Origin of the sequence: Streptomyces sp. SAI-135 (assembly GCF_029893805.1) — a bacterium.
In the GTDB taxonomy this organism is placed as follows: domain Bacteria; phylum Actinomycetota; class Actinomycetes; order Streptomycetales; family Streptomycetaceae; genus Streptomyces.
In genome coordinates, this window is sequence record NZ_JARXYP010000002.1 from 3,521,622 (window position 1) to 3,544,906 (window position 23,285).

Consider the following 23,285-nt stretch of genomic DNA (forward strand, 5'->3'; position numbering starts at 1 on the left):
CCATTTGGCGCAGGAGAGTGCACTCGGGGTCGGCCGTTGGGCGTATCAGCGGCACTGAGTGCCGCCAACTTGCTCATCCTGCCCCTCCCCACCCACTTGCGGAAGAGCTCTGTGACCCACGTGACTCATTTGATCGATCATTTTTTGTGTTGTCTCACGATTGACCCCCGTCACGGGCCCGAGAGCCGGAAGTCCAACGCCGTGCAACGCCGTCCCGCCGAGACCGTGCGCACCGCCTGACCGATCGCCTTGCGCGAACCGACGAGGACGACCAGCTTCTTCGCCCGGGTGACCGCCGTGTAGAGCAGGTTCCGCTGCAGCATCATCCAGGCGCTGGTGGTGACCGGGATCACCACGGCCGGGTACTCGCTGCCCTGGGAACGGTGGATGGTCACCGCGTACGCGTGGGCCAGTTCGTCCAGCTCGTCGAACTCGTACGGCACCTCCTCGTCCTCGTCCGTCAGCACGGTCAGGCGCTGGTCGACCGGGTCGAGCGAGGTGACCACGCCCACGGTGCCGTTGAAGACGCCGTTGGAGCCCTTCTCGTAATTGTTGCGAATCTGGGTGACCTTGTCGCCGACCCGGAAGACCCGGCCGCCGAACCGCTTCTCGGCGAGGTCGGGGCGGCCCGGGGTGATGGCCTGCTGGAGCAGGCCGTTGAGCGTGCCGGCGCCCGCGGGGCCGCGGTGCATGGGCGCGAGCACCTGGACGTCCCGGCGCGGGTCGAGACCGAACTTGGCCGGAATCCGACGGGCCGCCACATCCACGGTGAGCCGGCCGACCTCCTCGGTGTCGTCCTCGACGAAGAGGAAGAAGTCCTTCATGCCGTCGGTGACGGGGTGCTGCCCGGCGTTGATCCGGTGCGCGTTGGTGACGACTCCGGACTGCTGGGCCTGGCGGAACACACGCGTGAGGCGCACCGCGGGGACCGGGCCGCCCTCGGCGAGGAGGTCGCGCAGGACCTCTCCGGCACCGACGCTGGGCAGCTGGTCGACGTCCCCGACGAACAGCAGGTGCGCGCCCGGCGGCACCGCCTTCACCAGCTTGTTGGCGAGCAGCAGGTCGAGCATGGAGGCCTCGTCGACCACCACCAGGTCGGCGTCGAGCGGGCGGTCCTTGTCGTAGGCCGCGTCGCCGCCGGGCTTCAGCTCCAGGAGGCGGTGGACGGTGGAGGCGTCGGCGCCGGTGAGTTCGGCCAGCCGCTTGGCGGCACGCCCCGTCGGGGCGGCGAGGACGACCTTGGCCTTCTTGGCGCGGGCCAGCTCCACGATCGAGCGCACGGTGAAGGACTTGCCGCAGCCGGGACCGCCGGTGAGGACGGCGACCTTCTCGGTCAACGCCAGCCTGACGGCGGCCTCCTGCTCCGGGGCGAGGTCGGTGCCGGTACGGGACTTCAGCCAGCCCAGCGCCTTGTCCCAGGCCACCTCGCGGAAGGCCGGCATCCGGTCCTGGCCGGTGCGCAGCAGGCGCAGCAGCTGGGCGGAGAGGGAGAGTTCGGCGCGGTGGAAGGGGACCAGGTAGACCGCGGTGACCTCATGGCCGTCGGGGCCGGGGAGCTTCTCGCGCACGACGCCGGGCTCGCCGGAGTCCTCGTCGGGCAGGGCGAGTTCGGCCAGGCACTCGATGACCAGGCCGGTGTCGACCTGGAGGAGCTTGACCGCGTCGGCGATGAGCTGTTCCTCGGGGAGGTAGCAGTGACCCTGGTCGGTGGACTGCGAAAGGGCGTACTGCAGGCCCGCCTTGACGCGGTCCGGGCTGTCGTGCGGGATGCCGACGGACTGGGCGATCTTGTCGGCGGTGAGGAAGCCGATGCCCCAGACGTCGGAGGCAAGGCGGTAGGGCTGGTTCTTGACGACGGAGATCGAGGCGTCGCCGTACTTCTTGTAGATGCGCACGGCGATGGAGGTGGACACCTCGACGGTCTGGAGGAAGAGCATGACCTCCTTGATCGCCTTCTGTTCCTCCCAGGCGTCGGCGATCTTCCTGGTGCGCTTGGGGCCGAGGCCGGGGACCTCGATGAGCCGCTTGGGCTCCTCCTCGATGATCTTCAGGGTGTCCATGCCGAAGTGCTGGGTGATGCGGTCGGCGAAGACGGGGCCGATGCCCTTGACGAGCCCCGATCCGAGGTAGCGGCGGATGCCCTGGACGGTGGCGGGCAGGACGGTCGTGTAGTTCTCGACGGTGAACTGCTTGCCGTACTGCGGGTGGGAGCCCCACCGGCCCTCCATCCGCAGGGACTCCCCCACCTGGGCACCGAGCAGCGCGCCGACGACGGTGAGGAGGTCGCCGCCGCCTCTGCCGGTGTCGACGCGGGCGACGGTGTAGCCGTTGTCCTCGTTGGCGTACGTGATGCGCTCCAGCACGCCTTCGAGTACGGCCAGCCGTCGTTCACCCGTGGGGTTCCCCGCCTGTTGAGCCATGATCCGACGGTATCGGCTCGCACTGACAGCACCGAGGGGTCAGGCGGAGTCCTACGGCCGCGGACGCCCGAGCCGCCGAACGCAGTGGTTGGTAGCCTCGTCGCGGGTGCGGCGCCGGCCCGGCGCCGGGCCTGAACGACCAGAGAGCCCCGCCCCTCCGCGGTGGCCTCCGCGGACCTTCAGGGGCGAGGCTCCTGGTGTGGTGTCCGCGGGCCCCGGCCGACTCGTCAGCCGGGGTCCACGCACGTCAGGACCGGAACTTCCACACCCACGCGACCAGGATGATCACATCGCAGGCCGCCGAGATCCTCTCCGAGGAGAGATGTGGTCGCACCCGTTCCTTCCACCGATCTCGCAACCAGTCCCTCAGTTTCAAGATCGGCTCCTCTCCGGCCACAAGGCCGTCGATGCGGGATGGCGTCCCGCGCCGCTGAGGTCACGTCCGCGCCCTCACGTGTTGGGGGCGAACACGCCTCCACCATCCCGCAGTTGACCGAGGAGAGGGCACTCGGGGTCGACCCTCGGACCGTCCGTCGGCACCGAGTGCCGCCAGGCCGGCACGGAGGGACGAGAATCCGGAGGAACCCGCCCGTGCTCCGCGCGCCTTCGTCACGATCAGGTCTCGGCATGCGACCGGGGTCTTGATTCCGCTCGTGTAATCGATTCCAATCCTTCTGCACGAACTCGTGTAATCGATTCCACAAGGAGGTGGAGCGGCGATGGCGAGCATCAAGGACGTCGCTGCCGAGGCGGGGGTCTCCGTCGCCACGGTGTCGCGGGTCCTGAACGACCATCCGTCGGTCAGCGCGGACGCACGCACCCGCGTGCTGGCCGCCGTCGAGGCCCTGGGCTACCGCCCGAACGCCGTCGCCCGCTCCCTGCGCACCGACCAGACCCACACCCTCGGCCTGGTCATCAGCGACGTGCTGAACCCCTACTTCACCGAGCTGGCCCGCTCCGTCGAGGAGGAGGCCCGCGCGCTGGGCTACAGCGTGATCATCGGGAACGCCGACGAGCGCCCGGACCTCCAGGACCACCACGTACGGAACCTCCTGGACCGCCGGATCGACGGCCTCCTGGTCTCCCCCACCGACGGCGGCTCCCCGCTGATGCTGGACGCCGTGCGGACGGGGACGCCGATGGTGTTCGTGGACCGGTGGATCCCGGGCGTGGCCGTGCCGGTCGTCAGGGCCGACGGGCGGGCCGCGGTGCGCGATCTCGTCGCCCATCTGCACGGCCTCGGGCACCGCAGGCTCGCCATCATCGCCGGGCCCGCCGCCACCACGACCGGCCAGGAGCGCGTGGCGGCCTTCCGGGAGGCCCTGGAGGCCTACGGCCTGGAACTGCCCGAGGACTACATAGGGCAGGGCGACTTCCAGGCCGAGAGCGGACGACGGGTCACCGAGGGCTTCCTCGACCTGCCGGAGCCGCCCGAGGTCGTCTTCGCGGCCGACAACCTGATGGCGCTCGGCGCCCTGGACGCCGTACGCGCGCGTGGGCTGCGCGTGCCGGAGGACCTCGCCCTGGCCGCGTTCGACGACATCCCGTGGTTCGTGCACACCGATCCGCCGATCACCGCGATCGCCCAGCCCACGGGCGAGCTGGGGCGGGCCGCGGTGCGGGCGCTCGTCGACCGCATCGAGGGACGGCCGCCCGCGTCGGTCACCCTCCCCGCCCGTCTGGTCGTCCGCCGCTCGTGCGGCGAGAACCCCAACCCTGTGCAAAGGAGCACGTCGTGAGCAACGAGGACGAGTTGCTGCGCATCGAGGGCATACGGAAGTCCTTCCCCGGCGTGGTCGCGCTCGACGGCGTCGACTTCGATCTGCGCCGGGGCGAGGTGCACGTACTGCTCGGCGAGAACGGCGCCGGCAAGAGCACGCTGATCAAGATGCTCTCGGGCGCCTACCACCCCGACGAGGGCCGCGTCCTGGTGGACGGTCAGGAGGTGCACATCCGCGGGGCGCAGGACGCCGAGCGGCTGGGCATCGCCACCATCTACCAGGAGTTCAACCTCGTCCCCGACCTCACGGTCGCCGAGAACATCTTCCTCGGCCGCCAGCCGCGCCGCCTCGGGATGATCGACCGGAAGCGGATGGAGGCCGACGCCGAGGTGCTGCTCCAGCGCGTCGGGGTCACCGTGTCGCCCCGCGCGCGGGTGCGTGAACTCGGCATCGCCCGGCTCCAGATGGTCGAGATCGCCAAGGCGCTCAGCCTGGACGCGCGCGTGCTGATCATGGACGAGCCGACCGCCGTGCTCACCTCCGAGGAGGTCGACAAGCTCTTCGCGATCGTGCGCAGGCTGCGCGAGGACGGCGTCGGGATCGTCTTCATCACCCACCACCTGGAGGAGATCGCCGCCCTGGGCGACCGGGTCACGGTGATCCGGGACGGCAGGTCGGTCGGGCAGGTGCCCGCCTCCACGCCCGAGGACGAGCTCGTACGCCTGATGGTGGGGCGGTCGATCGAGCAGCAGTACCCGCGGGAGCGCGGCGACACCGGCCCGGCCCTGCTGAAGGTCGAGGGCCTCACGCGCGACGGCGTCTTCCACGACATCGGCTTCGAGGTGCACGCCGGTGAGGTGGTCGGCATCGCGGGGCTGGTCGGCGCGGGCCGTACCGAGGTCGTACGGGCCGTGTTCGGCGCGGACCCGTACGACAAGGGGGCCGTGCATGTCGCCGGGGCCGCCCTGAAGGGCCATGACGTGGGGGCCGCCATGGCGGCCGGGATCGGGCTGATCCCCGAGGACCGCAAGGGCCAGGGCCTGGTGCTCGACCAGTCGGTCGAGGAGAACCTCGGGCTGGTGACCATGCGCTCGGCGACCCGTGGCGGGCTCGTCGACCTCAAGGGACAGCGGGAGGCCGCCGCCCGGATCGCCGAGCAGCTCGGGGTGCGGATGGCGGGCCTGCACCAGCAGGTGCGGACCCTCTCCGGCGGCAACCAGCAGAAGGTCGTCATCGGCAAGTGGCTGCTCGCCGACACCAAGGTGCTGATCCTCGACGAGCCCACGCGCGGGATCGACGTCGGCGCCAAGGTCGAGATCTACCAGCTCATCAACGAACTCACCGCGGCCGGTGCCGCCGTCCTCATGATCTCCAGCGATCTGCCCGAGGTGCTCGGCATGAGCGACCGGGTGCTGGTGATGGCCCAGGGCCGGATCGCCGGCGAACTGGACGCCGACGAGGCCACACAGGACTCCGTGATGGCCCTCGCCGTCAGCACGAACACCGTCAAGACCGACAAGGAGGCCCCCCGTGGCCACTGACACGCTCAGAAGCGGAGCGAGCGCGGGTGGTCTGCGCCGTCTCCTGCTCGACAACGGCGCGCTGACCGCGCTGATCGTCCTCGTCATCGCCATGTCGGCGCTGTCCGGTGACTTCCTGACCACCGACAACCTGCTCAACGTCGGCGTCCAGGCGGCCGTGACCGCCATCCTCGCCTTCGGTGTCACCTTCGTGATCGTCTCCGCGGGCATCGACCTGTCGGTCGGCTCGGTGGCGGCCCTGTCGGCCACCGTCCTCGCCTGGAGCGCCACGTCGCACGGCGTCCCGGTCCTCATAGCCGTCGTCCTCGCCGTGCTGACCGGCATCGCGGCCGGTCTCGTCAACGGCTTCCTGATCGCGTACGGCAAGCTCCCCCCGTTCATCGCGACCCTGGCCATGCTCTCGGTGGCCCGCGGTCTGTCGCTGGTGATCTCCGAGGGCTCCCCGATCGCCTTCCCCGACTCCGTCTCGCACCTCGGTGACACGCTCGGCGGCTGGCTGCCGGTGCCCGTCCTGGTCATGGTCGTCATGGGGCTGATCGCGGCCTTCGTGCTGGGCCGGACGTACATCGGCCGCTCCATGTACGCCATCGGCGGCAACGAGGAGGCGGCCCGCCTCTCCGGTCTCCGCGTGAAGAAGCAGAAGCTCGCCATCTACGCCTTCTCGGGTGTGTTCGCGGCCGTCGCGGGTGTCGTGCTCGCCGCCCGGCTGTCCTCGGCGCAGCCGCAGGCCGCCGACGGCTACGAGCTGGACGCGATCGCGGCGGTCGTCATCGGCGGCGCCTCGCTCGCGGGCGGCACCGGCAAGGCGTCCGGGACGCTGATCGGCGCGCTGATCCTCGCGGTGCTGCGCAACGGCCTCAACCTGCTGAACGTCTCCGCGTTCTGGCAGCAGGTCGTCATCGGTGTCGTCATCGCGCTCGCGGTCCTCCTGGACACCCTGCGCCGCAAGGCCGGGGCGACCCCGGTGGCCGGTGCCCCGCAGGGCGGCAAGCGGCGCCAGGCGGCGACGTACGGTCTCGCGGCCGTGGTCACCGTGGCGATCGTCGGCGCGACCTCCTTCCTGCACAACGACTCCTCCGCCACGGCGAACCCGAAGGTGGGTCTGTCGCTGTCGACCCTCAACAACCCCTTCTTCGTGCAGATCCGGGCCGGTGCCCAGGCCGAGGCGAAGAAGCTGGGCGTGGACCTGACCGTCACGGACGCCCAGAACGACGCCTCCCAGCAGGCCAACCAGCTCCAGAACTTCACCAGTTCGGACCTCGGCGCGATCATCGTCAACCCGGTGGACTCGGACGCGGCGAGCAACTCGGTGAAGGCCGCCGACAAGGCGGGGATCCCGGTCATCGCGGTGGACCGGGGCGTCAACAAGGCGCCGGTGGACGCTCTCGTGGCCTCCGACAACGTCGCCGGCGGTGAACTCGCCGCCAGGACCATCGGCGAGAAGCTCGGCGGCAAGGGCAAGATCGTCATCCTCCAGGGCCAGGCGGGCACGTCGGCCGCCCGCGAGCGCGCCGAGGGATTCGCCAACGGGCTCAAGGCCTACCCGGGCATCCAGGTCGTCGCCCAGCAGCCGGCCGACTTCGACCGCACCAAGGGCCTCGACGTGATGTCGAACCTGCTCCAGGCCCACCCGGACGTCCAGGGCGTCATCGCCGCCAACGACGAGATGGCGCTCGGCGCGATCAAGGCGCTGGGCTCCAAGGCCGGCAAGTCGGTCTCGGTGGTCGGCTTCGACGGCACTCCCGACGGCCTGAACGCGGTCAAGGGCGGCACGTTGTACGCGTCCGTGGCACAGCAGCCCTCCCAACTCGGCACAATCGCGGTGGACAACGCGCTGAAGGCCCTCAAGGGCAAGAAGGTCGAGGAGACGATCAAGGTGCCGGTGAAGGTGGTCACGAAGGAGAACGTGGCCGGCTTCACGGGCTGACGACGGCGCACGGGCGGGCGGTCACCACGACCGCCCGCCCCGCGTCACTGACTAGGGGAGTCATTCATGTACGACTACGACCTTCTGGTCGTAGGGTCGGCCAACGCCGACCTGGTGATCGGCGTGGAGCGGCGGCCGGGGGCCGGCGAGACGGTGCTCGGCTCGGACCTGGCCGTGCACCCGGGGGGCAAGGGCGCCAACCAGGCGGTCGCGGCGGCCCGGCTGGGCTCGCGCACGGCGCTGCTGGCCCGGGTCGGCGACGACGGGCACGGCCGGCTGCTGCTCGACTCGCTGCGGGCGGCCGGGGTCGACACGGTGGGGGTGCTGGTGGGCGGGGCCCCGACGGGGGTCGCACTGATCACCGTCGACCCGTCCGGGGACAACAGCATCGTGGTCTCGCCGGGCGCCAACGGGCGCCTGACGCCGGGGGACGTACGGGCCGCGGTCAGCCTCTTCCACGCCTCCCGGGTGGTGTCGACCCAGTTGGAGATCCCGCTGGAGACGGTCGTGGAGGTCGTACGGAACCTGTCGCCGGACAGCCGGTTCGTGCTGAACCCGTCGCCGCCGCGGCCGTTGCCCACCGAGATCCTCGCCGCGTGCGATCCGCTGATCGTCAACGAGCACGAGGCGAAGGTGATCCTCGGGGACGCGTGTGTGAGCGACGTGCCGGAGGACTGGGCGCGGTTGCTGCTTGCGAAGGGCCCGCGGTCGGTCGTGGTGACACTGGGCGCCGAGGGGTCCCTGGTGGCGTCCTCGGCGGGGGTGAGCCGGGTGGCGTCGGTGAAGGTGGACGCCGTGGACACGACGGGCGCGGGGGACGCCTTCACGGCGGCACTGGCGTTCCGGCTGGGGGCCGGGGCCTCCTTGGTGGAGGCGGCCTCGTACGCCTCCCGGGTCGGGGCGGTCGCGGTGACCCGCCAGGGCGCGCAGGACTCCTTCCCGACGGCGCGGGAGGTCGAGGCCCTGTGAAGAAGGCCGGAATACTGAACCGCCATCTCTCCGGTGCGCTCGCCGAGCTGGGGCACGGGGACGGGGTGCTGGTGTGCGACGCCGGGATGCCGATCCCCCACGGGCCGCGCGTGGTCGACCTGGCCTTCCGGGCCGGGGTGCCGTCCTTCGCGGAGGTCCTCGACGGGCTGCTCGCCGAGCTGGTGGTGGAGGGGGGCACGGCGGCGCGGGAGGTGCGGGACGCCAACCCGGCGGCCGCGGAGCTGCTGGACGCCCGCTTCCCCGGGCTGGAACTGGTCTCCCACGAGAAGCTCAAGGAGCTGTCGGCGGGCGCCCGGCTGATCGTGCGCACGGGGGAGGCGCGGCCGTACGCGAACGTGCTGCTCAGGTGCGGGGTGTTCTTCTGATTCCGGTGCGGCCGGGGCACGCCGGGAGGGGCGCGGAAAAATCTCCGGGCAGCCGTACAACCCTCCCGCGACCTGGCGGGTCGTACTTGGCATCAGGACTCTTGGAGGGGGATCTGGGGGGATCGCGGGGGTTCTGATGGGGAGGGGAAACCCGAGGGGGCCCGGTCGTCGACCGGGCCCCTTCGAAATGCCCGGACCGCTTCAGACGGTGTGGGCCACGAAGCGCTCCGCCGTCTCGGCGAGGACCTCGCGGCCGTCGCGGGCCCACAGCGCGTCGTTGAACAGCTCGACCTCGATGGCGCCCGTGTAGCCGGCCGCCTCGACGTACCGCTGCCACTGACGCATGTCGATCGCGCCGTCGCCGATCTGCCCGCGGCCGTTCAGCACGCCCTCCGGCAGCGGGGTCGTCCAGTCCGCGAGCTGGAAGGTGTGGATACGGCCGCCGGCACCCGCGCGGGCGATCTGCGCGGGCGCGTTGTCGTCCCACCAGATGTGGTACGTGTCCACGGTGACGCCGACCTGGTGGGCGGGGAAGCGCTCCGCCAGGTCGAGGGCCTGGGTGAGCGTGGAGACCACACAGCGGTCGGAGGCGTACATGGGGTGCAGCGGCTCGATGGCCAGCCGCACTCCGCGCTCCTCGGCGTACGGGCCCAGGACCGCCAGGGCGTCCGCGATGCGCTCACGGGCGCCGTGCAGGTCCTTCGAGCCGGCCGGGAGGCCGCCGGAGACCAGCACCAGCGTGTCGGTGCCGAGGGTGGCCGCCTCGTCGACCGCGCGCCGGTTGTCGTCCAGCGCGGCGGCCCGCTCGGCGGGGTCGATCGCCGTGAAGAAACCGCCACGGCACAGCGTGGTGACGGTCAGACCCGCGTCGCGGACCAGTCTGGCCGTCTCCTCGACGCCGTACGCCTGGACGGGCTCGCGCCACAGGCCGACGTTGCGGACGCCCAACTCGCCGCAGACGGACACCAGTTCCGGCAGCGACAGCTGCTTGACCGTCATCTGGTTGATGGAGAAGCGGGAGAGGTCGCCGGTCACTGGTTCACTCCGTACAGGCTCAGCAGGGTCTTCATGCGCTCCTCGGCGAGCTTCGGGTCGGGGAACAGGCCCAGCCCGTCGGCGAGTTCGTAGGCGCGCGCGAAGTGCGGCAGGGAGCGGGCCGACTGGAGTCCGCCGACCATCGTGAAGTGCGACTGGTGGCCGGCCAGCCAGGCGAGGAAGACCACGCCCGTCTTGTAGAAGCGGGTCGGTGCCTGGAAGAGGTGCCGGGACAACTCGACCGTGGGGTCGAGAAGTTCGCGGAAGCCCTGGGCGTCCCCGGTGTCCAGGACCCGGACCGCCTCGGCGGCCAGCGGGCCCAGCGGGTCGAAGATGCCGAGCAGGGCGTGGGAGAAGCCCTGGTCGTCGCCCGCGATCAGCTCCGGGTAGTTGAAGTCGTCGCCGGTGTAGCAGCGCACGCCCTGCGGGAGCCGGCGGCGGATGTCGATCTCGCGCTGCGCCTCCAGGAGCGAGACCTTGATGCCGTCGACCTTGTCGGGGTGGGCGGCGATGACGTCCAGGAAGGTGTCGGTGGCCGCGTCCAGGTCGGACGAACCCCAGTAGCCCTCCAGGGCCGGGTCGAACATCGGGCCCAGCCAGTGCAGGATCACCGGCTCGCCGGCCTGGCGCAGCAGGTGGCCGTAGACCTCCAGGTAGTCCTCGGGACCCTGGGCGGCGGCAGCGAGGGCGCGGGAGGCCATGAGGATGGCCTGCGCTCCCGACTCCTCGACGAGGGCGAGCTGCTCCTCGTAGGCGGCTCGGACCTCGTCCAGGGTCGCCGGTCCGGTGAGCTGGTCGGTGCCGACGCCGCAGGCGATGAGCCCGCCGACCGACTTGGCCTCGGCGGCGCTGCGCCGGATCAGCTCGGCCGCGCCCGCCCAGTCCAGGCCCATCCCGCGCTGGGCGGTGTCCATCGCCTCGGCGACCCCGAGCCCGTGCGACCACAGGTGGCGGCGGAAGGCGAGGGTGGCGTCCCAGTCGACGGCGGCGGGCGAGTCGGGGGTCGTGTCGGCGAACGGATCGGCGACGACGTGCGCCGCCGAGAAGACCGTACGGGAGGTGAAGGGCGAGCCGGTCGTGACGGCGAGGGGTTCTGCGCGGGGTTCGTACGCCTTGAATCCCCCGTGCCCGGTGGGGAGTTGGATCGTCACAGCGAGATCTCCGGTACGTCGAGACGGCGGCCCTCGGCCGAGGACTTCAGGCCCAGTTCGGCGAGCTGGACACCGCGGGCGCCGGCGAGGAGGTCCCACTGGTAGGGGGCGTCGGCGTAGACGTGCTTGAGGAAGAGCTCCCACTGGGCCTTGAAGCCGTTGTCGAACTCGGCGTTGTCCGGGACCTCCTGCCACTGGTCGCGGAAGACCTCGGTGGCGGGGATGTCCGGGTTCCAGACGGGCTTGGGGGTGGCGGAGCGGTGCTGGACGCGGCAGTTGCGCAGGCCCGCGACCGCCGAGCCCTCCGTGCCGTCGACCTGGAACTCCACCAGCTCGTCGCGATTGACGCGGACGGCCCAGGAGGAGTTGATCTGGGCGATCGCGCCGCCGTCGAGCTCGAAGATGCCGTAGGCGGCGTCGTCGGCGGTGGCGTCGTAGGGCTTGTCGTTCTCGTCCCAGCGCTGCGGGATGTGGGTGGCGGTGAGTGCCTGCACGGACTTCACGCGGCCGAAGAGCTCGTGGAGCACGTACTCCCAGTGCGGGAACATGTCGACAACGATGCCACCGCCGTCCTCGGCCCGGTAGTTCCAGCTCGGGCGCTGGGCCTGCTGCCAGTCGCCCTCGAAGACCCAGTAGCCGAACTCGCCGCGGACGGAGAGGATCCGGCCGAAGAAACCGCCGTCGATGAGGCGCTTCAGCTTGAGCAGGCCCGGCAGGAAGAGCTTGTCCTGGACGACGCCGTGCTTGATGCCCTTCGCCTCGGCGAGGCGGGCCAGCTCCAGGGCGCCGTCGAGGCCGGTGGCGGTGGGCTTCTCGGTGTAGATGTGCTTGCCGGCGGCGATCGCCTTCCTGATGGCCTCCTCGCGTGCGGAGGTCACCTGGGCGTCGAAGTAGATCTCGACGGTCGGGTCTGCGAGGACCGCGTCCAGGTCGGTGGAGATGTTCGCCGGGTCCAGGCCGTGCTGCTCGGCGAGGGCCTTCAGCGCGTGCTCACGGCGACCCACGAGGATCGGCTCGGGCCACAGCACGCTGCCGTCGCCGAGGTCGAGACCGCCCTGCTCGCGGATGGCGAGGATGGAGCGGACGAGGTGTTGGCGGTAGCCCATGCGCCCCGTCACACCGTTCATGGCGATACGCACCGTCTTGCGTGTCACGTCTTTCCCTTCATAGGAGTCGTACGCGGTCGTGCGCGCCGCGCACGCTCCACTGATGAGCGTTACAGCAAGCGCTTTCTATCTAGGGAGAAGCTAGCCTCTGACCAGCGGTCCGGACAAGACCGCGAACCGGTTGAGTTGTTCGAGGGGGCGAACGGCGGGGGTCGGGGGGCTTAAGGTCGGCTCGGAACCGGGCCCTGGATGCCCGCGTGTACGACGGAGTACGACTGAGATGCGCTGCGGCGCGCGACCGGAGGACGACGAGATGACGGTGACCCTGGCGGACGTGGCGGCCCGCGCCCAGGTCTCCCCCGCGACGGTGTCGCGCGTACTGAACGGGAACTATCCCGTGGCCGCGTCCACCCGCGAGCGGGTGCTGCGGGCCGTGGACGAGCTGGACTACGTGCTGAACGGTCCGGCGAGCTCGCTCGCCGCCGCCACCTCGGACCTCGTCGGGATCCTCGTGAACGACATCGCCGACCCCTTCTTCGGGATCATGGCCGGTGCGATCCAGTCCGAGATCGGGGGGCCGGGCGGGCGCGCGGGCGGTGAGCGGCTCGGGGTCGTCTGCAACACCGGGGGCTCTCCCGAGCGGGAGCTGACGTATCTCACCCTGCTCCAGCGGCAGCGGGCGGCGGCGGTCGTCCTGACGGGCGGGGCGGTGGAGGACGCGCCGCACAAGGCCGCGATGTCCGCCAAGCTGCGCAAGCTGGCGGACGCGGGGACGCGGATCGTGCTGTGCGGGCGGCCGCCGGCGCCGGAGACCGGGGCGTTCGCGCTCACCTTCGACAACCGGGGCGGCGGCCGCGAACTCACCGAGCACCTCATCGGGCTCGGGCACCGACGCCTCGGGTACATCGCGGGTCCCGAGGAGCGGACGACGACCCGGCACCGGCTGGAGGGACACCGGGCGGCACTGGAGGCGCACGGGATCGAGGAGGACCCTCGCTGGACCGTGCACGGCCGCTACGACCGGCGGTCCGGCTACGAGGCCACGCTGGAGCTGCTGCGCCGGGACCCGTCCCTCACGGCCGTCGTCGCCGCCAACGACTCCGTCGCGCTGGGGGCGTGCGCGGCGCTGCGGGACTCGGGGCTGCGGATCCCCGACGACGTGTCGGTCGCCGGTTTCGACGACCTGCCCTTCAGCATCGACGCGGTCCCCGCGCTGACGACGGTACGGCTGCCGCTGGCGGAGGCGGGGGCCCGGGCGGGCCGGATCGCGATGGGGCGGGAGGAGCCGCCGCCCGGGGGGATCGCGACGGTCCGGGGGGAGCTGATGGTTCGGGGGTCTTCGGGTGTGCCTCGGGGCTGAGGCGTTGGGTGGATGCGGGTCCGTGGCGACACGAGCTCCGTGACGGCCCGCGGTCGTTTCCAGGAACTCGGCGATCTCCAGCCGGTGTTGCTGGGCAGGGGCGGCGAAGTCCCGAGCTTGTCCCCGCTCCCCCGGTCGGCGAGTCATCGGCTCTGCGCCCACCAGACAAGCGTGGCCACAGCACCGGAGCCCAACGCGGCTCCGGCTCCGCGGACCACCGCGAACAGCGCGGCATGTGCGAGCCGCCGACCCGTCGACCTGTTCCTGGCCACAGCAACCTCCTGCCCTGGGCGCCCTGCAACTCCGCCCGTCCTGGCCTCCATTGACGCCGCCCGGAAGGTTCGACGGCAGGGATCCCGGAGCACCCCGAAAAGACCGGAGGTGCTCCGTATCATCGGGTTGCGAGTCGGAATTCCGACTCGGAACCAAACCGCCGGCGGTGGAGGTTCGGATGCCGGGCAGGCCCGCGCACGAAGGCGTACCGCCCTCAGTGCTCGTCGAGTTGTCACAGCTCTGGGACCGGGCTCAGGCAGAGCTGTCCAAGTCGGGGGGCCGGTTGACCCTGACCCGGGTCAGCCGGGACTCAGGGGTACCTGTGGCGACGCTCAGCGACTGGCGGCGCGGCAACCACGCGCCCCGCGAGGCCGATGAGCTGCTCAAAGTAGTGCGCTTGTTGTGCGCCTGGGCGAAGGTGGATCCGCCTGTCGACGCACACTGGCGACGACTCCTCGACGGTTCCGGCCCCCGAAGCGTGCCGAGCGTTCCGCCGCTGCCTTTCGGCTCCACCCTCCTGGCCCTCGGCGACCGGCTCACCGCGGCGTTCGCAGCGCCGCATGTCGAGATCGACGCGCTGTGCCTCAACGGTCAGTCCCTCGCTCTGGCGATGGGACACCCCATTCACGCGGTCCACGCCGGAGTGGTCAGACCCGCGAGGATCGACGTCCGAGTACTGCTGCCGAGCCGGGACATCGAGCTGGCCTTCCCCTGCGCCGTGGACGTCGGCACGGACGGGGACGGCGACGAGAGCGTCCATGGTTCATGGCTCTCCCTGCGCAACGCCCACGCTTACTCGATGACGGCCGCGCTCCGGTCTCTCACGGCCACGCACGGCATCGACGTGACGGTCCAGTACCGGGCCATGCCTTTCACACCAATGGCGAAGCTGTATCTCCTGAACGGCACGGAAGCACTGTTCTCGTACTACACGATCACGCGTCACGAGGTGGAGGTCGGCCACCGGGCGGTGGAGGTGTACGACCCGGCCGCCATGGGCCTGGTACAGGCCTTCGGCGCCGGAGACAATGGAGCGGACACAGCCTTCGTGGAGCAGTCGCATCTCTGGTTCAACGCCATCTGGGAGACGGTGAGCACCGAGATGTCGTTCATGTAGGCATCACACCGGCTCCGGGAGCGGACGCCGTACCCTCCTCCCCACCGATGAGTTCCGCCCCCCTCCCCGGTCTGTACTGCCGTCATCCACCAAGGAACCGGAGTGAGTCCCATGCGCATCGTGGTAAGTGAGTTCATCAGTCTGGACGGCGTCGTGCAGGCGCCCGGCGGGCCCCAGGAGGACACCGACGGCGGGTTCGTGCACGGCGGCTGGTCGCACCCGTACTTCGACGAGGAGGTGCTGGGACCGGCGTTCACCGAGGGGATGGAGCGGGCCGAGGCGCTGCTGTACGGGCGGCGGACGTATCTGACGATGGCGGGGGCCTGGCCGGAGCGCGCCGGGGACCCGTTCGCCGACCGGCTGAACTCCCTGAAGAAGTACGTCGTCACGGACACCCTCGGCGATGACGAGCTGACCTGGAACAACACCGAGCGGATCCCGGGCTCCGAGGCCGTCGCGCGGATCCGTGAGCTGCGGGAGAGCGAGGGCGGCGAGCTGGCGATGATGGGCAGCCCCACCCTCGTCCGCACGCTGATCAGCGAGGGGCTCGTCGACGAGCTCCAGCTCATCGTGATGCCGGTGCTGCTCGGCGGCGGCAAGTCGATCTTCCCGGAGGACGGCGCGAAGCGGCCCTTCGAGCTGGTGTCCACGGTCGCCGGGAAGACCGGCGTGCAGCTGTGCGTCTACCGGCCCGCTACCGAGGGGTAGCCGCGGCGGGCGCGGAGGTCCTACGCTCGGTCCATCGGTATCTCTGACCGAGTCAAGTATCCGGGGGTCGACCGATCATGACCGTCCAGGACATCCGCGCCTTCAACCGCTTCTACACCAACGTCATCGGCGCCCTCGACTACAGCCGCCGCCTCTACGCCCCGTTCACCCTCACCGAGTCCCGCGTGCTGTACGAGCTCGCACACTCGCCGCGCACCGACGCGGCCGATCTGCGCACCGAACTCTCCCTGGACGCCGGGTACTTGAGCCGCATCCTGAACAAGTTCGAGCAGGACGGGCTGATCGAGCGCACGGCTTCCCGCCGGGACCCGCGCCGGGTGCGGGTGACCCTCACCTCCCGCGGCCGTCAGACCGCCGCGCTGCTCGCCGAGCGCGCCGACGAATCGGTGGGCGCGCTCCTCGCCACCGTGCCCCCGGCCGACCGGCCCCGGCTCACCGAGGCGATGCACACCGTCCGCGCCCTCCTGTCCGACGGCCGCCCTCCCCGCCGCGAGGACGTCGTGCTGCGCGAGCCGGGCCCCGGGGACCTCGGCTGGATCGTGGCCCGCAACGCGGCCCTGTACGCCGTCGAGTACGGCTTCAACGCCGACTACGAGGCCCTGGTCGCGAGGATCGTCGCCGACTTCGCGGAGGACCACGACCCGCATCTGGAGCGGGTGTGGATCGCCGAGCTGGACGGGCGTCCGGTGGGTTCCGTGATGTGCGTACGGGACGACGCGCCCGCGACCGCCCGGCTGCGGCTGCTCCTCGTCGAGCCCGAGGCGCGCGGACTGGGCATCGGGGACCGGCTGGTGTCGGCCGTCGTCGACTTCGCCCGCGAGGCCGGCTACCGCGACCTGGTGCTGTGGACCAACGACGTCCTCGCCGCTGCCCGCCGCCTCTACCAGCGCCACGGATTCGTCCTGGCCGCCGAGAAGCCCCACCGCTCCTTCGGCAAGGACCTGAACGGACAGGACTGGCGACTGGACCTGACCGGCACGGGTGAGTGAGGTGTCCGCGGCGGGCGGGTGAGGAGGTGCGCGTGACGGGTGGGCGACCCGACGGCACCGCGCCCGCCCGGCTGGACCTCACCGACTCGACCGGGTGAGAGTAGGGCGCATGAAACTGGCGTTCTCCACCCTCGGTGTCCCCGGCCTCCCCCTCACCGACGTGCTGCGGCTTGCGACCACGCACGGCTATCACGGCGTAGAACTGCGCGCGCATCCCGAGGAACCGGTGCATCCCGGCATCGGGCTCGCCGAACGGGCCGACGCGGTCGCCGAGTTCAAGGCGGCGGGCGTCGAGGTCCTCGGGCTCGCGGGGTACGCGCGCGTGGCCGCGCCGGGCGACGACGAACCCGTGGTCGAGGAGATCCACCGTCTCCTGGACCTCGCCCGCGACCTCGGCGCCGGCTTCGTGCGCGTCTTCCCCGGCGCCGCCTCCGACCAGTCCCGCGAGGAGGCCGACGCCACGGCCGCCCGGCGGCTCGGTACGGCCGCGGAGTACGCCGGCGACCTCGATGTGCGCATCCTCCTCGAAACCCACGACTCGCACCGCACGGGCGCCGACGCGATCCGCATCCTCGGCCCGGTCGGCCACCGCCAGGTCGGCTCCCTCTGGGACGTCATGCACACCTGGCTCGGCGGCGAACAGCCCACCGAGACCTACGCGGCCCTCGGCCCGCACCTCGGATACGTCCAGGTCAAGGACATCTCCTCGGCCGAGGACACCACCCCGGTCGCGCTCGGCGCCGGTGTCCTGCCGCTCGCGGAGTGCGTGGAGGTCCTCTCCCGGCACGGCTGGGACGGCTGGCTGTGCTGGGAGTACGAGAAGCGCTGGTACGAGGCGGCCGCACCGCTTCAGGAGCTGCTGGGCACGGGCCGCGACCACCTGGCCCGGCTCCTGAACGACTCCGCCTGACGGAGAGAAATCCGGATGCGGGGGCGGGCGCGGCCGGATAGCGTCCCCGGGTGCATCCGCCCTTGCCGTCCCCGCGTCCCGTGTCATGAGCCTCAGCCGTACGTTCCTCGATGTACGGCCCCTGCGCACCTCCCCCGTCTTCCGGCGGCTGCTCTTCGGGCGCACGGTGTCCACGCTCGGCACCTTCATGACCATGGTGACCGTCATGTACCAGGTGTGGGACACGACCCACAGCACGGTCTGGAGCGGCGCGGTGGGCATCGCGCAGGCGGTGCCGATGGTCGGGGTCAGCCTGTTCGCGGGTTCCTGGGTGGACCGGGCCGACCGGCGCCGGGTGTACCTCACCGGCACCGTCGGCTCGGCGGTCTGCTCCCTGCTGCTGGCCGTGCAGGGCTTCGCCGGGCACGCGCCCGTGCTGCTCGTCCTGCTGCTCGTGGCGGCGCAGACCTCCTTCGCCGCGCTCGGCGCGCCGGCCGCCGGGGTGTTCGTGCCGCGGCTGCTGCCCCGCGAGCAGGTGGCCGCCGGTCTGGCGCTCCAGCAGGTCACCGGTCAGGCGATGATGCTGGTCGGGCCGGCCGTCGCCGGGGTCGTGCTCGGCTGGTGGGGCATCGGCGTCTGCTACCTCCTGGACACCCTGAGCTTCGCGATGTCCTTCTACGGCGCCTTCGGGCTGCCCGCGCTGCCGCCCGAGGGCGAGAAGTCCCGCCCCGGTCTGCACGGCGTCCTGGACGGGCTGCGTTTCCTGACCGGTCACCGGGTGGTGCGCGGCGCGCTGCTGACCGATCTGGCCGCCACCGTCCTGTCCATGCCGGTGAGCCTGTTCCCGCTGGTCAACGAGGAGCGCTTCGGCGGCGACCCGCGCACGCTGGGCCTGTTCCTGTCCGCGCTCGCCGTCGGCGGTGTCACCGCGACGGTCTTCTCGGGGCCGGTCACCCGGCTGGCCCGGCCGGGCCCGGTGATGCTGTGCGCGTCGGCGGCCTGGGGCGCGGCCCTGGCGCTGTTCGGCCTGACCACCAGCGCGTGGGTGGGCCTCGGCGTCCTGGCGCTGGCCGGCGCGGCGGACGCCCTGGCCGTCCTCTCCCGTACGACCATCGTCCAGACCCGCACCCCGGACGCCCTGCTCGGCCGGGTCACCGCCGCCGAGACGATCGTCGGCCAGGCGGGCCCGCACCTCGGGAATCTGCGCGGCGGCCTGGTCGCGGGCTGGAGTTCGGGCGTGACGGCGCTGATCGCGGGCGGCCTCATGTGCGTGGCGGCGGTGGGGTACGTGGGGGCGAGCACACCGCAGTTGCGGGAGGTTCCGGCTACCGGCGAGGGGTGATCGCCGCGTCCGGGTCGAGACACCAGTCCAGTACGGCGGGCCAGGGGCCGTAGCCGGCGTCCAGGTCCAGGTGGGCGGCGCCGGGGAGGATGTCGGTGGGGATGCCGAGCGGCTCACCGAAGGTCTCGCGGGCTCCCTCCGGACAGTACGGGTCGTCGTCGCCCGCGACCAGGCGGGTGGGCCCGGGGAGGGCGAACTCCAGGGCGGGCGGGGCGAAGGCGGCGACCTGCGGGTGCTGGGCGAGCACGGAGGCGGAGGGCGGGGCGACGAGCAGCACGCGGTCGACGCCGGCCGGGCCGGGCAGGCCGCGGTCGACGGCGTGCAGCCAGAGCAGGGCGGAGGCGCTGTGGGCGAGGACGGCCCGTTCGCCCGTGGCGGGGAGTTCGCCGAGGTGGCGGGCGAGTTCGGTGAGCCAGACGTCGAGGTCGGGGTCGTCCGGGTCGGGCAGCTGGGGATAGGCCACGTGGTGGCCGAGGTCGGTGAGCCGGTCGGCGAGCCAGTGCTGCCAGTGGTTCTCGGGCCGGTGGTTCTGCCAGCCGTGGAGGATGAGGTAAGCCGTCATGCGGTCGATGGTTTCGATCACCGGGGCACAGGTCCAGTTAATCTTTCATGGTGGAACAGGTAAGCGATCCCTTCACGGTGGACCTGCGTCGGCTGACCGTCCTGCGCGAGCTCCAGCGCCGGGGCAGCCTCGCGAGGACGGCCGAGGCCCTGCACCTGACCCCGTCCGCCGTCTCGCAGCAGATCGCGGCGCTGGCCCGCGAGGCGGGCGTACCGCTCACGGAGAAGGAGGGCCGGGGCGTACGGCTGACCGGCCAGGCGCGGGTGCTGCTGGCGCACGCCGATGTCATCGCGGCCCAACTGGAGCGGGCGCGGGCCGATTTGGAGGCGTACGGGGAGGGCGGCCGGGGGTCGGTGACGATCGGCTGTCTGGCGAGCGGGATCCTCGGCCTGCTGCCGGACGTGCTGCGGGCGCTGGCCGAGCGTCTGCCCCGGGTCCGGGTCGACGTGGTCGAGTCCGAGCCCCCGGACCTGTTCACGGCGTTGGACGCGGGGCAGGTCGACGTCGCCGTGGCGGTGCACTTCGCGGCGGCTCCCCCGCACACGGACGTCCGCTACCGCCGCACCGAGCTGTTCACCGACGTGATGGACGTCGCCGTGCCGGCAGGACACCGGCTGGCCGGACGGGACCGCGTATCGCTCCGCGAACTGGCCGCGGAACCGTGGATCGTGGGGGACGCGCGCAGCTGCGTGGGCGCGGTGGCGCGCTCGGTGTGCGCCGCGGCCGGCTTCACCCCGGACATCCGTCACGCGGTCGACGACTGGAGCGCGCTGGCCGCCCTGGTCGAGGCGGGCCGCGGGGTGGCACTGATCCCCCGCCTGGTCCGCCCGGCGTACGCCCACCGCGACCTGGCCCTCCTGACGACGAAGGACGGCCCGCCTCCGTCCCGGCACCTCTTCGCGGCAGTACGCACAGGCGCGGAGACGGATCCGGTACTGGCCACGGTCCTGGAGCAACTACGGCTGTCAGGGCTGGAGTTGAGCGGGCGGGTCTGAGGAGGGCGGTGCGATCCGCCAGTGGTTGCTGCGCAGGACCCGGTCGGCGAAGGGCATGTCGATCTCACCGACGAGGCGGAAGCCCAGCGAACGGCAGATGCCGTTCGAGGGGCCGTTGCCGGTCGCCGGGAAGGCGTGGATGTCTCCCCAACGGCCGTCCTGCCACGCCCTTTCGAGCAGCGCACCAACCGAGCGCTTGCCCCATCCTCGCCCCTGGAACTCCGGAAGCACCATCCAGCCGATCTCCGAGAGAGGTCCGTCCCCCAGGTCGTGGGACCAGATGGTCAACGCTCCCGCCACCACCTCGGGTCGGTCCGGGTCGGGGACGATCATCTTGATCCAGGACTCGTCGGCCGCCGCCTCCCGCGCGTCCCGGCGCACCTTGTCCGCCATGCCGTCGCGCGGCAACGGTCCGCCGAGGTCCGCCATCATGACGGGGTCGCAGCGCATCCTTATGTAGGCGCCGAGGTCGGCCTCCGTGACGTCACGCAGCAGCATCACGGCCTCCAGGAGCCATGGCCCGCCTCACCACCGCTCCACGACGAACTCCGCGTTCATCGGCTGCAAGGCGAGGGCCGGGCGGGGGTGGACGGTGTCGGGGGTGTTGAGGCGCAGGCGGTGGGCGGACCAGACGGCGCCCAGGAGGAGCACGCTCTCGACGGTCGACAGGGCGGCGCCCACGCAGGTGCGCGGCCCCAGACCGAAGGGGAAATAGGAGCCTCGGGGAATGGCGGACGTTTCTTTTTCGAGCCAGCGTTCCGGCCGGAAGACATCGGCTTCGGGCCAGTGACGCGGGTCCCGGTGGTTCACCCACTGGCTCACGGTGACCGTGGTTCCGGCCGGAATGAGATGGTCGCCGAGTTCCACGTCCACCCGGGCGTCCCGGCTGGTTATCCAGACGGGCGAATACAAGCGGAGGGATTCCCTCAGCACCGCGTCGGTGAACGGCATCGCGTTGAGCAGTGCCATTCCGCTCAGGTCTTCCGAGAGTGCCTTTTCGGCCTCCCCGTGGACGCGTTCCGCGGCATCGGGATGCTGTGCCAGCAATACGCTCGCCCACACCACGGCGTCATTGGTGGTCTCGAATCCGGCCATCAGCAGGGTGGCCAGCTCGTCACGGATCTCGTCGGCGCCCGGCGCCGGAGTGCCGTGCAGCAGCGCGTACAGGACGGGGGCCGCCCCGGGATCGGCGGCGGCCGGGGAGCGCGTGAGGTGCTCCAGGGTCGTGACGACCCGCTTGAGGTGGCGGCGGATCCGCAGCTTGGCCGGGGTGGGCACCCACTCAGGGAGCACCACCGGCGAGGTGGACAGGTCCATGATGGGCGCGACGAGCCCGGCGACGTCCGCGATCTCCGCGTCCGTGTACTCGGCGCCGAACATCAGCCGCGTGACCAGGCGCAGGGTGACGACGGAGACGTCCTGCTGCAGGTCGCGCACCTGACCGGGACGCCAGGAGGCCAGCATCCGCTCCGCCTGCGCCGGCATCGCCGCGGCTGCGGTGGCCGACAGGTCACGGCCGAAGGCACCGTGGATGCGTGCCCGGCGGAGTTTCCACTCCTCGCCGTCGCTGCTCATCGTGGACAGCGGCAGGGACTGCCGGCGGCCCGCGCGCCGGGTGCCCGGGCCCTGCTTGACGAAGTCCGACCCGCGGTCCACCAGCATGCGGACCGCGTCCTCGGGGGAGGTCAGCAGCACGTTCCGCGGGCTCAGCCGGACCGCGTCGCCGTACTCCCTGGCGCACCGGGTGAGGAAGCCCAGCGGGTCCGCCGAGAAGTCCGGCAGATTTCCGAGCACCCGCCCTCCGTCGGGTCCCGGCATTTCGGCCGGCGTACGCAGCGCCATCGCGCCCCCACGTGTCCGGAATTCGCAGCCGTCGCCTCAAGGAAACACCGGGGCGCGGAAGTGTCCGCGCCCCGGCATTTTCCGGTACCGCCCGTGCTCTCAGTAGTACATGTACGGAGCCGTGAGTCGGTCCTTGCGAGTGAGTCGAGCGAACAGTGCGCCCGTAAGAATCAGCTTACGCATAGCAATGCACCCCCTGGCATATAACCGGCGTAGTGGATCTATGACACGGCGAGGCTATACAGCGCCCTTGACCCGGTCAAGGGTGCGAGAATCGCAGGACATCAAGCGCCGGCCTTTGTGCGGGACACAAATCCGGCCACCCGTTCCTCCAGCCGTTCCCGGCATTGCGGCCACTCCTCGGCCGTGACGGAGAAGATCGCGGAGTCCCGCAGCAGCCCGTCCTCGCCCGGTGCCCAGGAGCGGGACCAGTTGCGCAGGACGCCCTCGAAGCGGGCGCCGACGCTCTGGATCGCGGCCCGCGAGCGGTCGTTGCGGGCGTCCGTCTTCAGGTCGACCCGCAGGACGCCCCACTCCTCGAAGGCGTGCCGGAAGAGCAGCAGTTTGGCCTCGGCGTTGATGCCCGTGCCCTGCGCCGAGGCTCCCAGCCAGGTGAACCCGACCTCCACGGCGTCGAGTTGCTCCGGCGAGCGCCAGCAGCGCGGCTCCCAGAAGGACGTGGCCCCCACCGCCCGCCCCGTCGCCACCGAGAGCTGGGCGTAGGGCGCGAGCACTCCCGTCGCCGCCCGCGCGAGCTGCGCGTCGACATAGGCGCCGACCTCGTCGGCCCTGGGCACCCAGGTGTACGCGTACGTGCCGCGGTTCTCCTCCGCCGCCTCGGCCAGGTCCGCCGTGTGTCCGTGGTTCAGGGGTTCCAGGCGCACCAACTCGCCCTCAAGGACCGGCCCTTTCAGCTGGAAGCCCACCGTCT

20 protein-coding genes are annotated in these 23,285 nt (G+C 71.4%); 12 read left to right on the forward strand and 8 right to left on the reverse strand.

Features of this window, described 5'->3' with window-relative positions; all coding sequences use genetic code 11:
• Positions 1-170: 170 nt before the first annotated feature.
• Positions 171-2,420: an ATP-dependent RecD-like DNA helicase gene (locus tag M2163_RS20310; protein ID WP_280894643.1), complete on the reverse strand. Its 2,250-nt coding sequence runs from the start codon at positions 2,418-2,420 to the stop codon at positions 171-173.
• 719 nt (positions 2,421-3,139) lie between these two features.
• Between M2163_RS20310 and M2163_RS20315 the strand changes: the two genes are divergently transcribed.
• The 5 genes from M2163_RS20315 (at position 3,140) to rbsD (ending at position 8,964) form a co-directional block, all read left to right on the forward strand.
• The gene (locus M2163_RS20315; protein WP_280851384.1) at positions 3,140-4,159 is read left to right on the forward strand and encodes a LacI family DNA-binding transcriptional regulator; all 1,020 of its coding nucleotides are present in this window, start codon (positions 3,140-3,142) and stop codon (positions 4,157-4,159) included.
• On the forward strand, positions 4,156-5,682 hold the full coding sequence (locus tag M2163_RS20320; RefSeq protein ID WP_280851383.1) for a sugar ABC transporter ATP-binding protein: 1,527 nt from the start codon (positions 4,156-4,158) through the stop codon (positions 5,680-5,682). Before M2163_RS20315 ends, M2163_RS20320 begins: the two co-directional genes overlap by 4 nt.
• Positions 5,672-7,609, forward strand: coding sequence for a substrate-binding domain-containing protein (locus tag M2163_RS20325; RefSeq protein ID WP_280894644.1), 1,938 nt, complete (start codon positions 5,672-5,674; stop codon positions 7,607-7,609). The genes M2163_RS20320 and M2163_RS20325 overlap by 11 nt, the downstream gene beginning before the upstream one ends.
• A 66-nt stretch (positions 7,610-7,675) precedes the next feature.
• A complete protein-coding gene (locus M2163_RS20330) occupies positions 7,676-8,578 on the forward strand; it encodes a ribokinase (protein WP_280894645.1) in 903 nt (300 codons plus the stop codon).
• A complete protein-coding gene (gene rbsD, locus M2163_RS20335) occupies positions 8,575-8,964 on the forward strand; it encodes a D-ribose pyranase (protein ID WP_280851380.1) in 390 nt (129 codons plus the stop codon). Before M2163_RS20330 ends, rbsD begins: the two co-directional genes overlap by 4 nt.
• Positions 8,965-9,165: 201 nt before the next feature.
• Here the strand turns inward: rbsD and M2163_RS20340 are convergent, their stop codons facing one another.
• From M2163_RS20340 to M2163_RS20350, 3 genes are read right to left on the reverse strand one after another with little or no spacing between them, the layout of a single operon-like run.
• A complete protein-coding gene (locus M2163_RS20340; RefSeq protein WP_280897287.1) occupies positions 9,166-9,963 on the reverse strand; it encodes a sugar phosphate isomerase/epimerase family protein in 798 nt (265 codons plus the stop codon).
• A gap of 32 nt (positions 9,964-9,995) precedes the next feature.
• Positions 9,996-11,150 (reverse strand): dihydrodipicolinate synthase family protein, encoded by a 1,155-nt coding sequence (locus M2163_RS20345; RefSeq protein WP_280894646.1) that lies wholly within the window; start codon positions 11,148-11,150, stop codon positions 9,996-9,998.
• Entirely contained in the window at positions 11,147-12,304 is a 1,158-nt protein-coding gene (locus tag M2163_RS20350) for a Gfo/Idh/MocA family oxidoreductase (protein ID WP_280851378.1), read from the reverse strand. The genes M2163_RS20345 and M2163_RS20350 overlap by 4 nt, the downstream gene beginning before the upstream one ends.
• A 265-nt stretch (positions 12,305-12,569) precedes the next feature.
• Here M2163_RS20350 and M2163_RS20355 point away from each other — a divergent pair, with 265 nt between their 5' ends.
• From M2163_RS20355 to M2163_RS20380, 6 genes are all read left to right on the forward strand, one after another.
• Positions 12,570-13,616 carry a LacI family DNA-binding transcriptional regulator gene (locus M2163_RS20355; RefSeq protein ID WP_280851377.1) on the forward strand — a complete coding sequence of 349 codons (1,047 nt, stop codon included), beginning with the start codon at positions 12,570-12,572 and terminating at the stop codon, positions 13,614-13,616.
• A 451-nt stretch (positions 13,617-14,067) separates the two neighbouring features.
• Complete coding sequence (locus M2163_RS20360; protein ID WP_280894647.1) at positions 14,068-15,006, forward strand: GntR family transcriptional regulator; 939 nt, start codon at positions 14,068-14,070, stop codon at positions 15,004-15,006.
• A 111-nt stretch (positions 15,007-15,117) separates the two neighbouring features.
• Complete coding sequence (locus M2163_RS20365; RefSeq protein WP_280894648.1) at positions 15,118-15,714, forward strand: dihydrofolate reductase family protein; 597 nt, start codon at positions 15,118-15,120, stop codon at positions 15,712-15,714.
• Between the two features lie 77 nt (positions 15,715-15,791).
• On the forward strand, positions 15,792-16,724 hold the full coding sequence (locus M2163_RS20370) for a bifunctional helix-turn-helix transcriptional regulator/GNAT family N-acetyltransferase (protein ID WP_280851374.1): 933 nt from the start codon (positions 15,792-15,794) through the stop codon (positions 16,722-16,724).
• Positions 16,725-16,833: 109 nt separating this feature from the next.
• Positions 16,834-17,634 (forward strand): sugar phosphate isomerase/epimerase family protein, encoded by an 801-nt coding sequence (locus M2163_RS20375; protein WP_280894649.1) that lies wholly within the window; start codon positions 16,834-16,836, stop codon positions 17,632-17,634.
• An 85-nt stretch (positions 17,635-17,719) separates the two neighbouring features.
• Complete coding sequence (locus M2163_RS20380) at positions 17,720-18,955, forward strand: MFS transporter (protein WP_280851372.1); 1,236 nt, start codon at positions 17,720-17,722, stop codon at positions 18,953-18,955.
• Here M2163_RS20380 and M2163_RS20385 read toward each other — a convergent pair.
• Positions 18,939-19,517, reverse strand: coding sequence for an alpha/beta hydrolase (locus tag M2163_RS20385; RefSeq protein ID WP_280894650.1), 579 nt, complete (start codon positions 19,515-19,517; stop codon positions 18,939-18,941). The two genes, M2163_RS20380 and M2163_RS20385, sit on opposite strands and share 17 nt — an antisense overlap.
• A 47-nt stretch (positions 19,518-19,564) precedes the next feature.
• Between M2163_RS20385 and M2163_RS20390 the strand changes: the two genes are divergently transcribed.
• Entirely contained in the window at positions 19,565-20,512 is a 948-nt protein-coding gene (locus tag M2163_RS20390) for a LysR family transcriptional regulator (protein WP_280894651.1), read from the forward strand.
• Here the strand turns inward: M2163_RS20390 and M2163_RS20395 are convergent.
• From M2163_RS20395 to M2163_RS20405, 3 genes are all read right to left on the reverse strand, one after another.
• Positions 20,483-21,010 (reverse strand): GNAT family N-acetyltransferase, encoded by a 528-nt coding sequence (locus M2163_RS20395; RefSeq protein ID WP_280894652.1) that lies wholly within the window; start codon positions 21,008-21,010, stop codon positions 20,483-20,485. The genes M2163_RS20390 and M2163_RS20395 overlap by 30 nt on opposite strands.
• 27 nt (positions 21,011-21,037) lie before the next feature.
• Positions 21,038-22,354, reverse strand: a complete 1,317-nt coding sequence (locus tag M2163_RS20400) for a cytochrome P450 (protein WP_280894653.1) — start codon at positions 22,352-22,354, stop codon at positions 21,038-21,040.
• A 284-nt stretch (positions 22,355-22,638) separates the two neighbouring features.
• Positions 22,639-23,280 carry a GNAT family protein gene (locus tag M2163_RS20405; protein ID WP_280851367.1) on the reverse strand — a complete coding sequence of 214 codons (642 nt, stop codon included), beginning with the start codon at positions 23,278-23,280 and terminating at the stop codon, positions 22,639-22,641.
• Positions 23,281-23,285: the final 5 nt, after the last annotated feature.

Bases quoted from the DNA above. Each gene is read 5' to 3' on its own strand.
- M2163_RS20310 (WP_280894643.1), bottom strand. From the start codon at position 2,420: ATGGCTCAACAGGCGGGGAACCCCACGGGTGAACGACGGCTGGCCGTA.
- M2163_RS20315 (WP_280851384.1), top strand. From the start codon at position 3,140: ATGGCGAGCATCAAGGACGTCGCTGCCGAGGCGGGGGTCTCCGTCGCC.
- M2163_RS20330 (WP_280894645.1), top strand. From the start codon at position 7,676: ATGTACGACTACGACCTTCTGGTCGTAGGGTCGGCCAACGCCGACCTG.
- M2163_RS20340 (WP_280897287.1), bottom strand. From the start codon at position 9,963: ATGACGGTCAAGCAGCTGTCGCTGCCGGAACTGGTGTCCGTCTGCGGC.
- M2163_RS20355 (WP_280851377.1), top strand. From the start codon at position 12,570: ATGACGGTGACCCTGGCGGACGTGGCGGCCCGCGCCCAGGTCTCCCCC.
- M2163_RS20360 (WP_280894647.1), top strand. From the start codon at position 14,068: ATGCCGGGCAGGCCCGCGCACGAAGGCGTACCGCCCTCAGTGCTCGTC.
- M2163_RS20365 (WP_280894648.1), top strand. From the start codon at position 15,118: ATGCGCATCGTGGTAAGTGAGTTCATCAGTCTGGACGGCGTCGTGCAG.
- M2163_RS20370 (WP_280851374.1), top strand. From the start codon at position 15,792: ATGACCGTCCAGGACATCCGCGCCTTCAACCGCTTCTACACCAACGTC.
- M2163_RS20375 (WP_280894649.1), top strand. From the start codon at position 16,834: ATGAAACTGGCGTTCTCCACCCTCGGTGTCCCCGGCCTCCCCCTCACC.
- M2163_RS20380 (WP_280851372.1), top strand. From the start codon at position 17,720: ATGAGCCTCAGCCGTACGTTCCTCGATGTACGGCCCCTGCGCACCTCC.
- M2163_RS20385 (WP_280894650.1), bottom strand. From the start codon at position 19,517: ATGACGGCTTACCTCATCCTCCACGGCTGGCAGAACCACCGGCCCGAG.
- M2163_RS20390 (WP_280894651.1), top strand. From the start codon at position 19,565: ATGGTGGAACAGGTAAGCGATCCCTTCACGGTGGACCTGCGTCGGCTG.
- M2163_RS20395 (WP_280894652.1), bottom strand. From the start codon at position 21,010: ATGCTGCTGCGTGACGTCACGGAGGCCGACCTCGGCGCCTACATAAGG.
- M2163_RS20400 (WP_280894653.1), bottom strand. From the start codon at position 22,354: ATGGCGCTGCGTACGCCGGCCGAAATGCCGGGACCCGACGGAGGGCGG.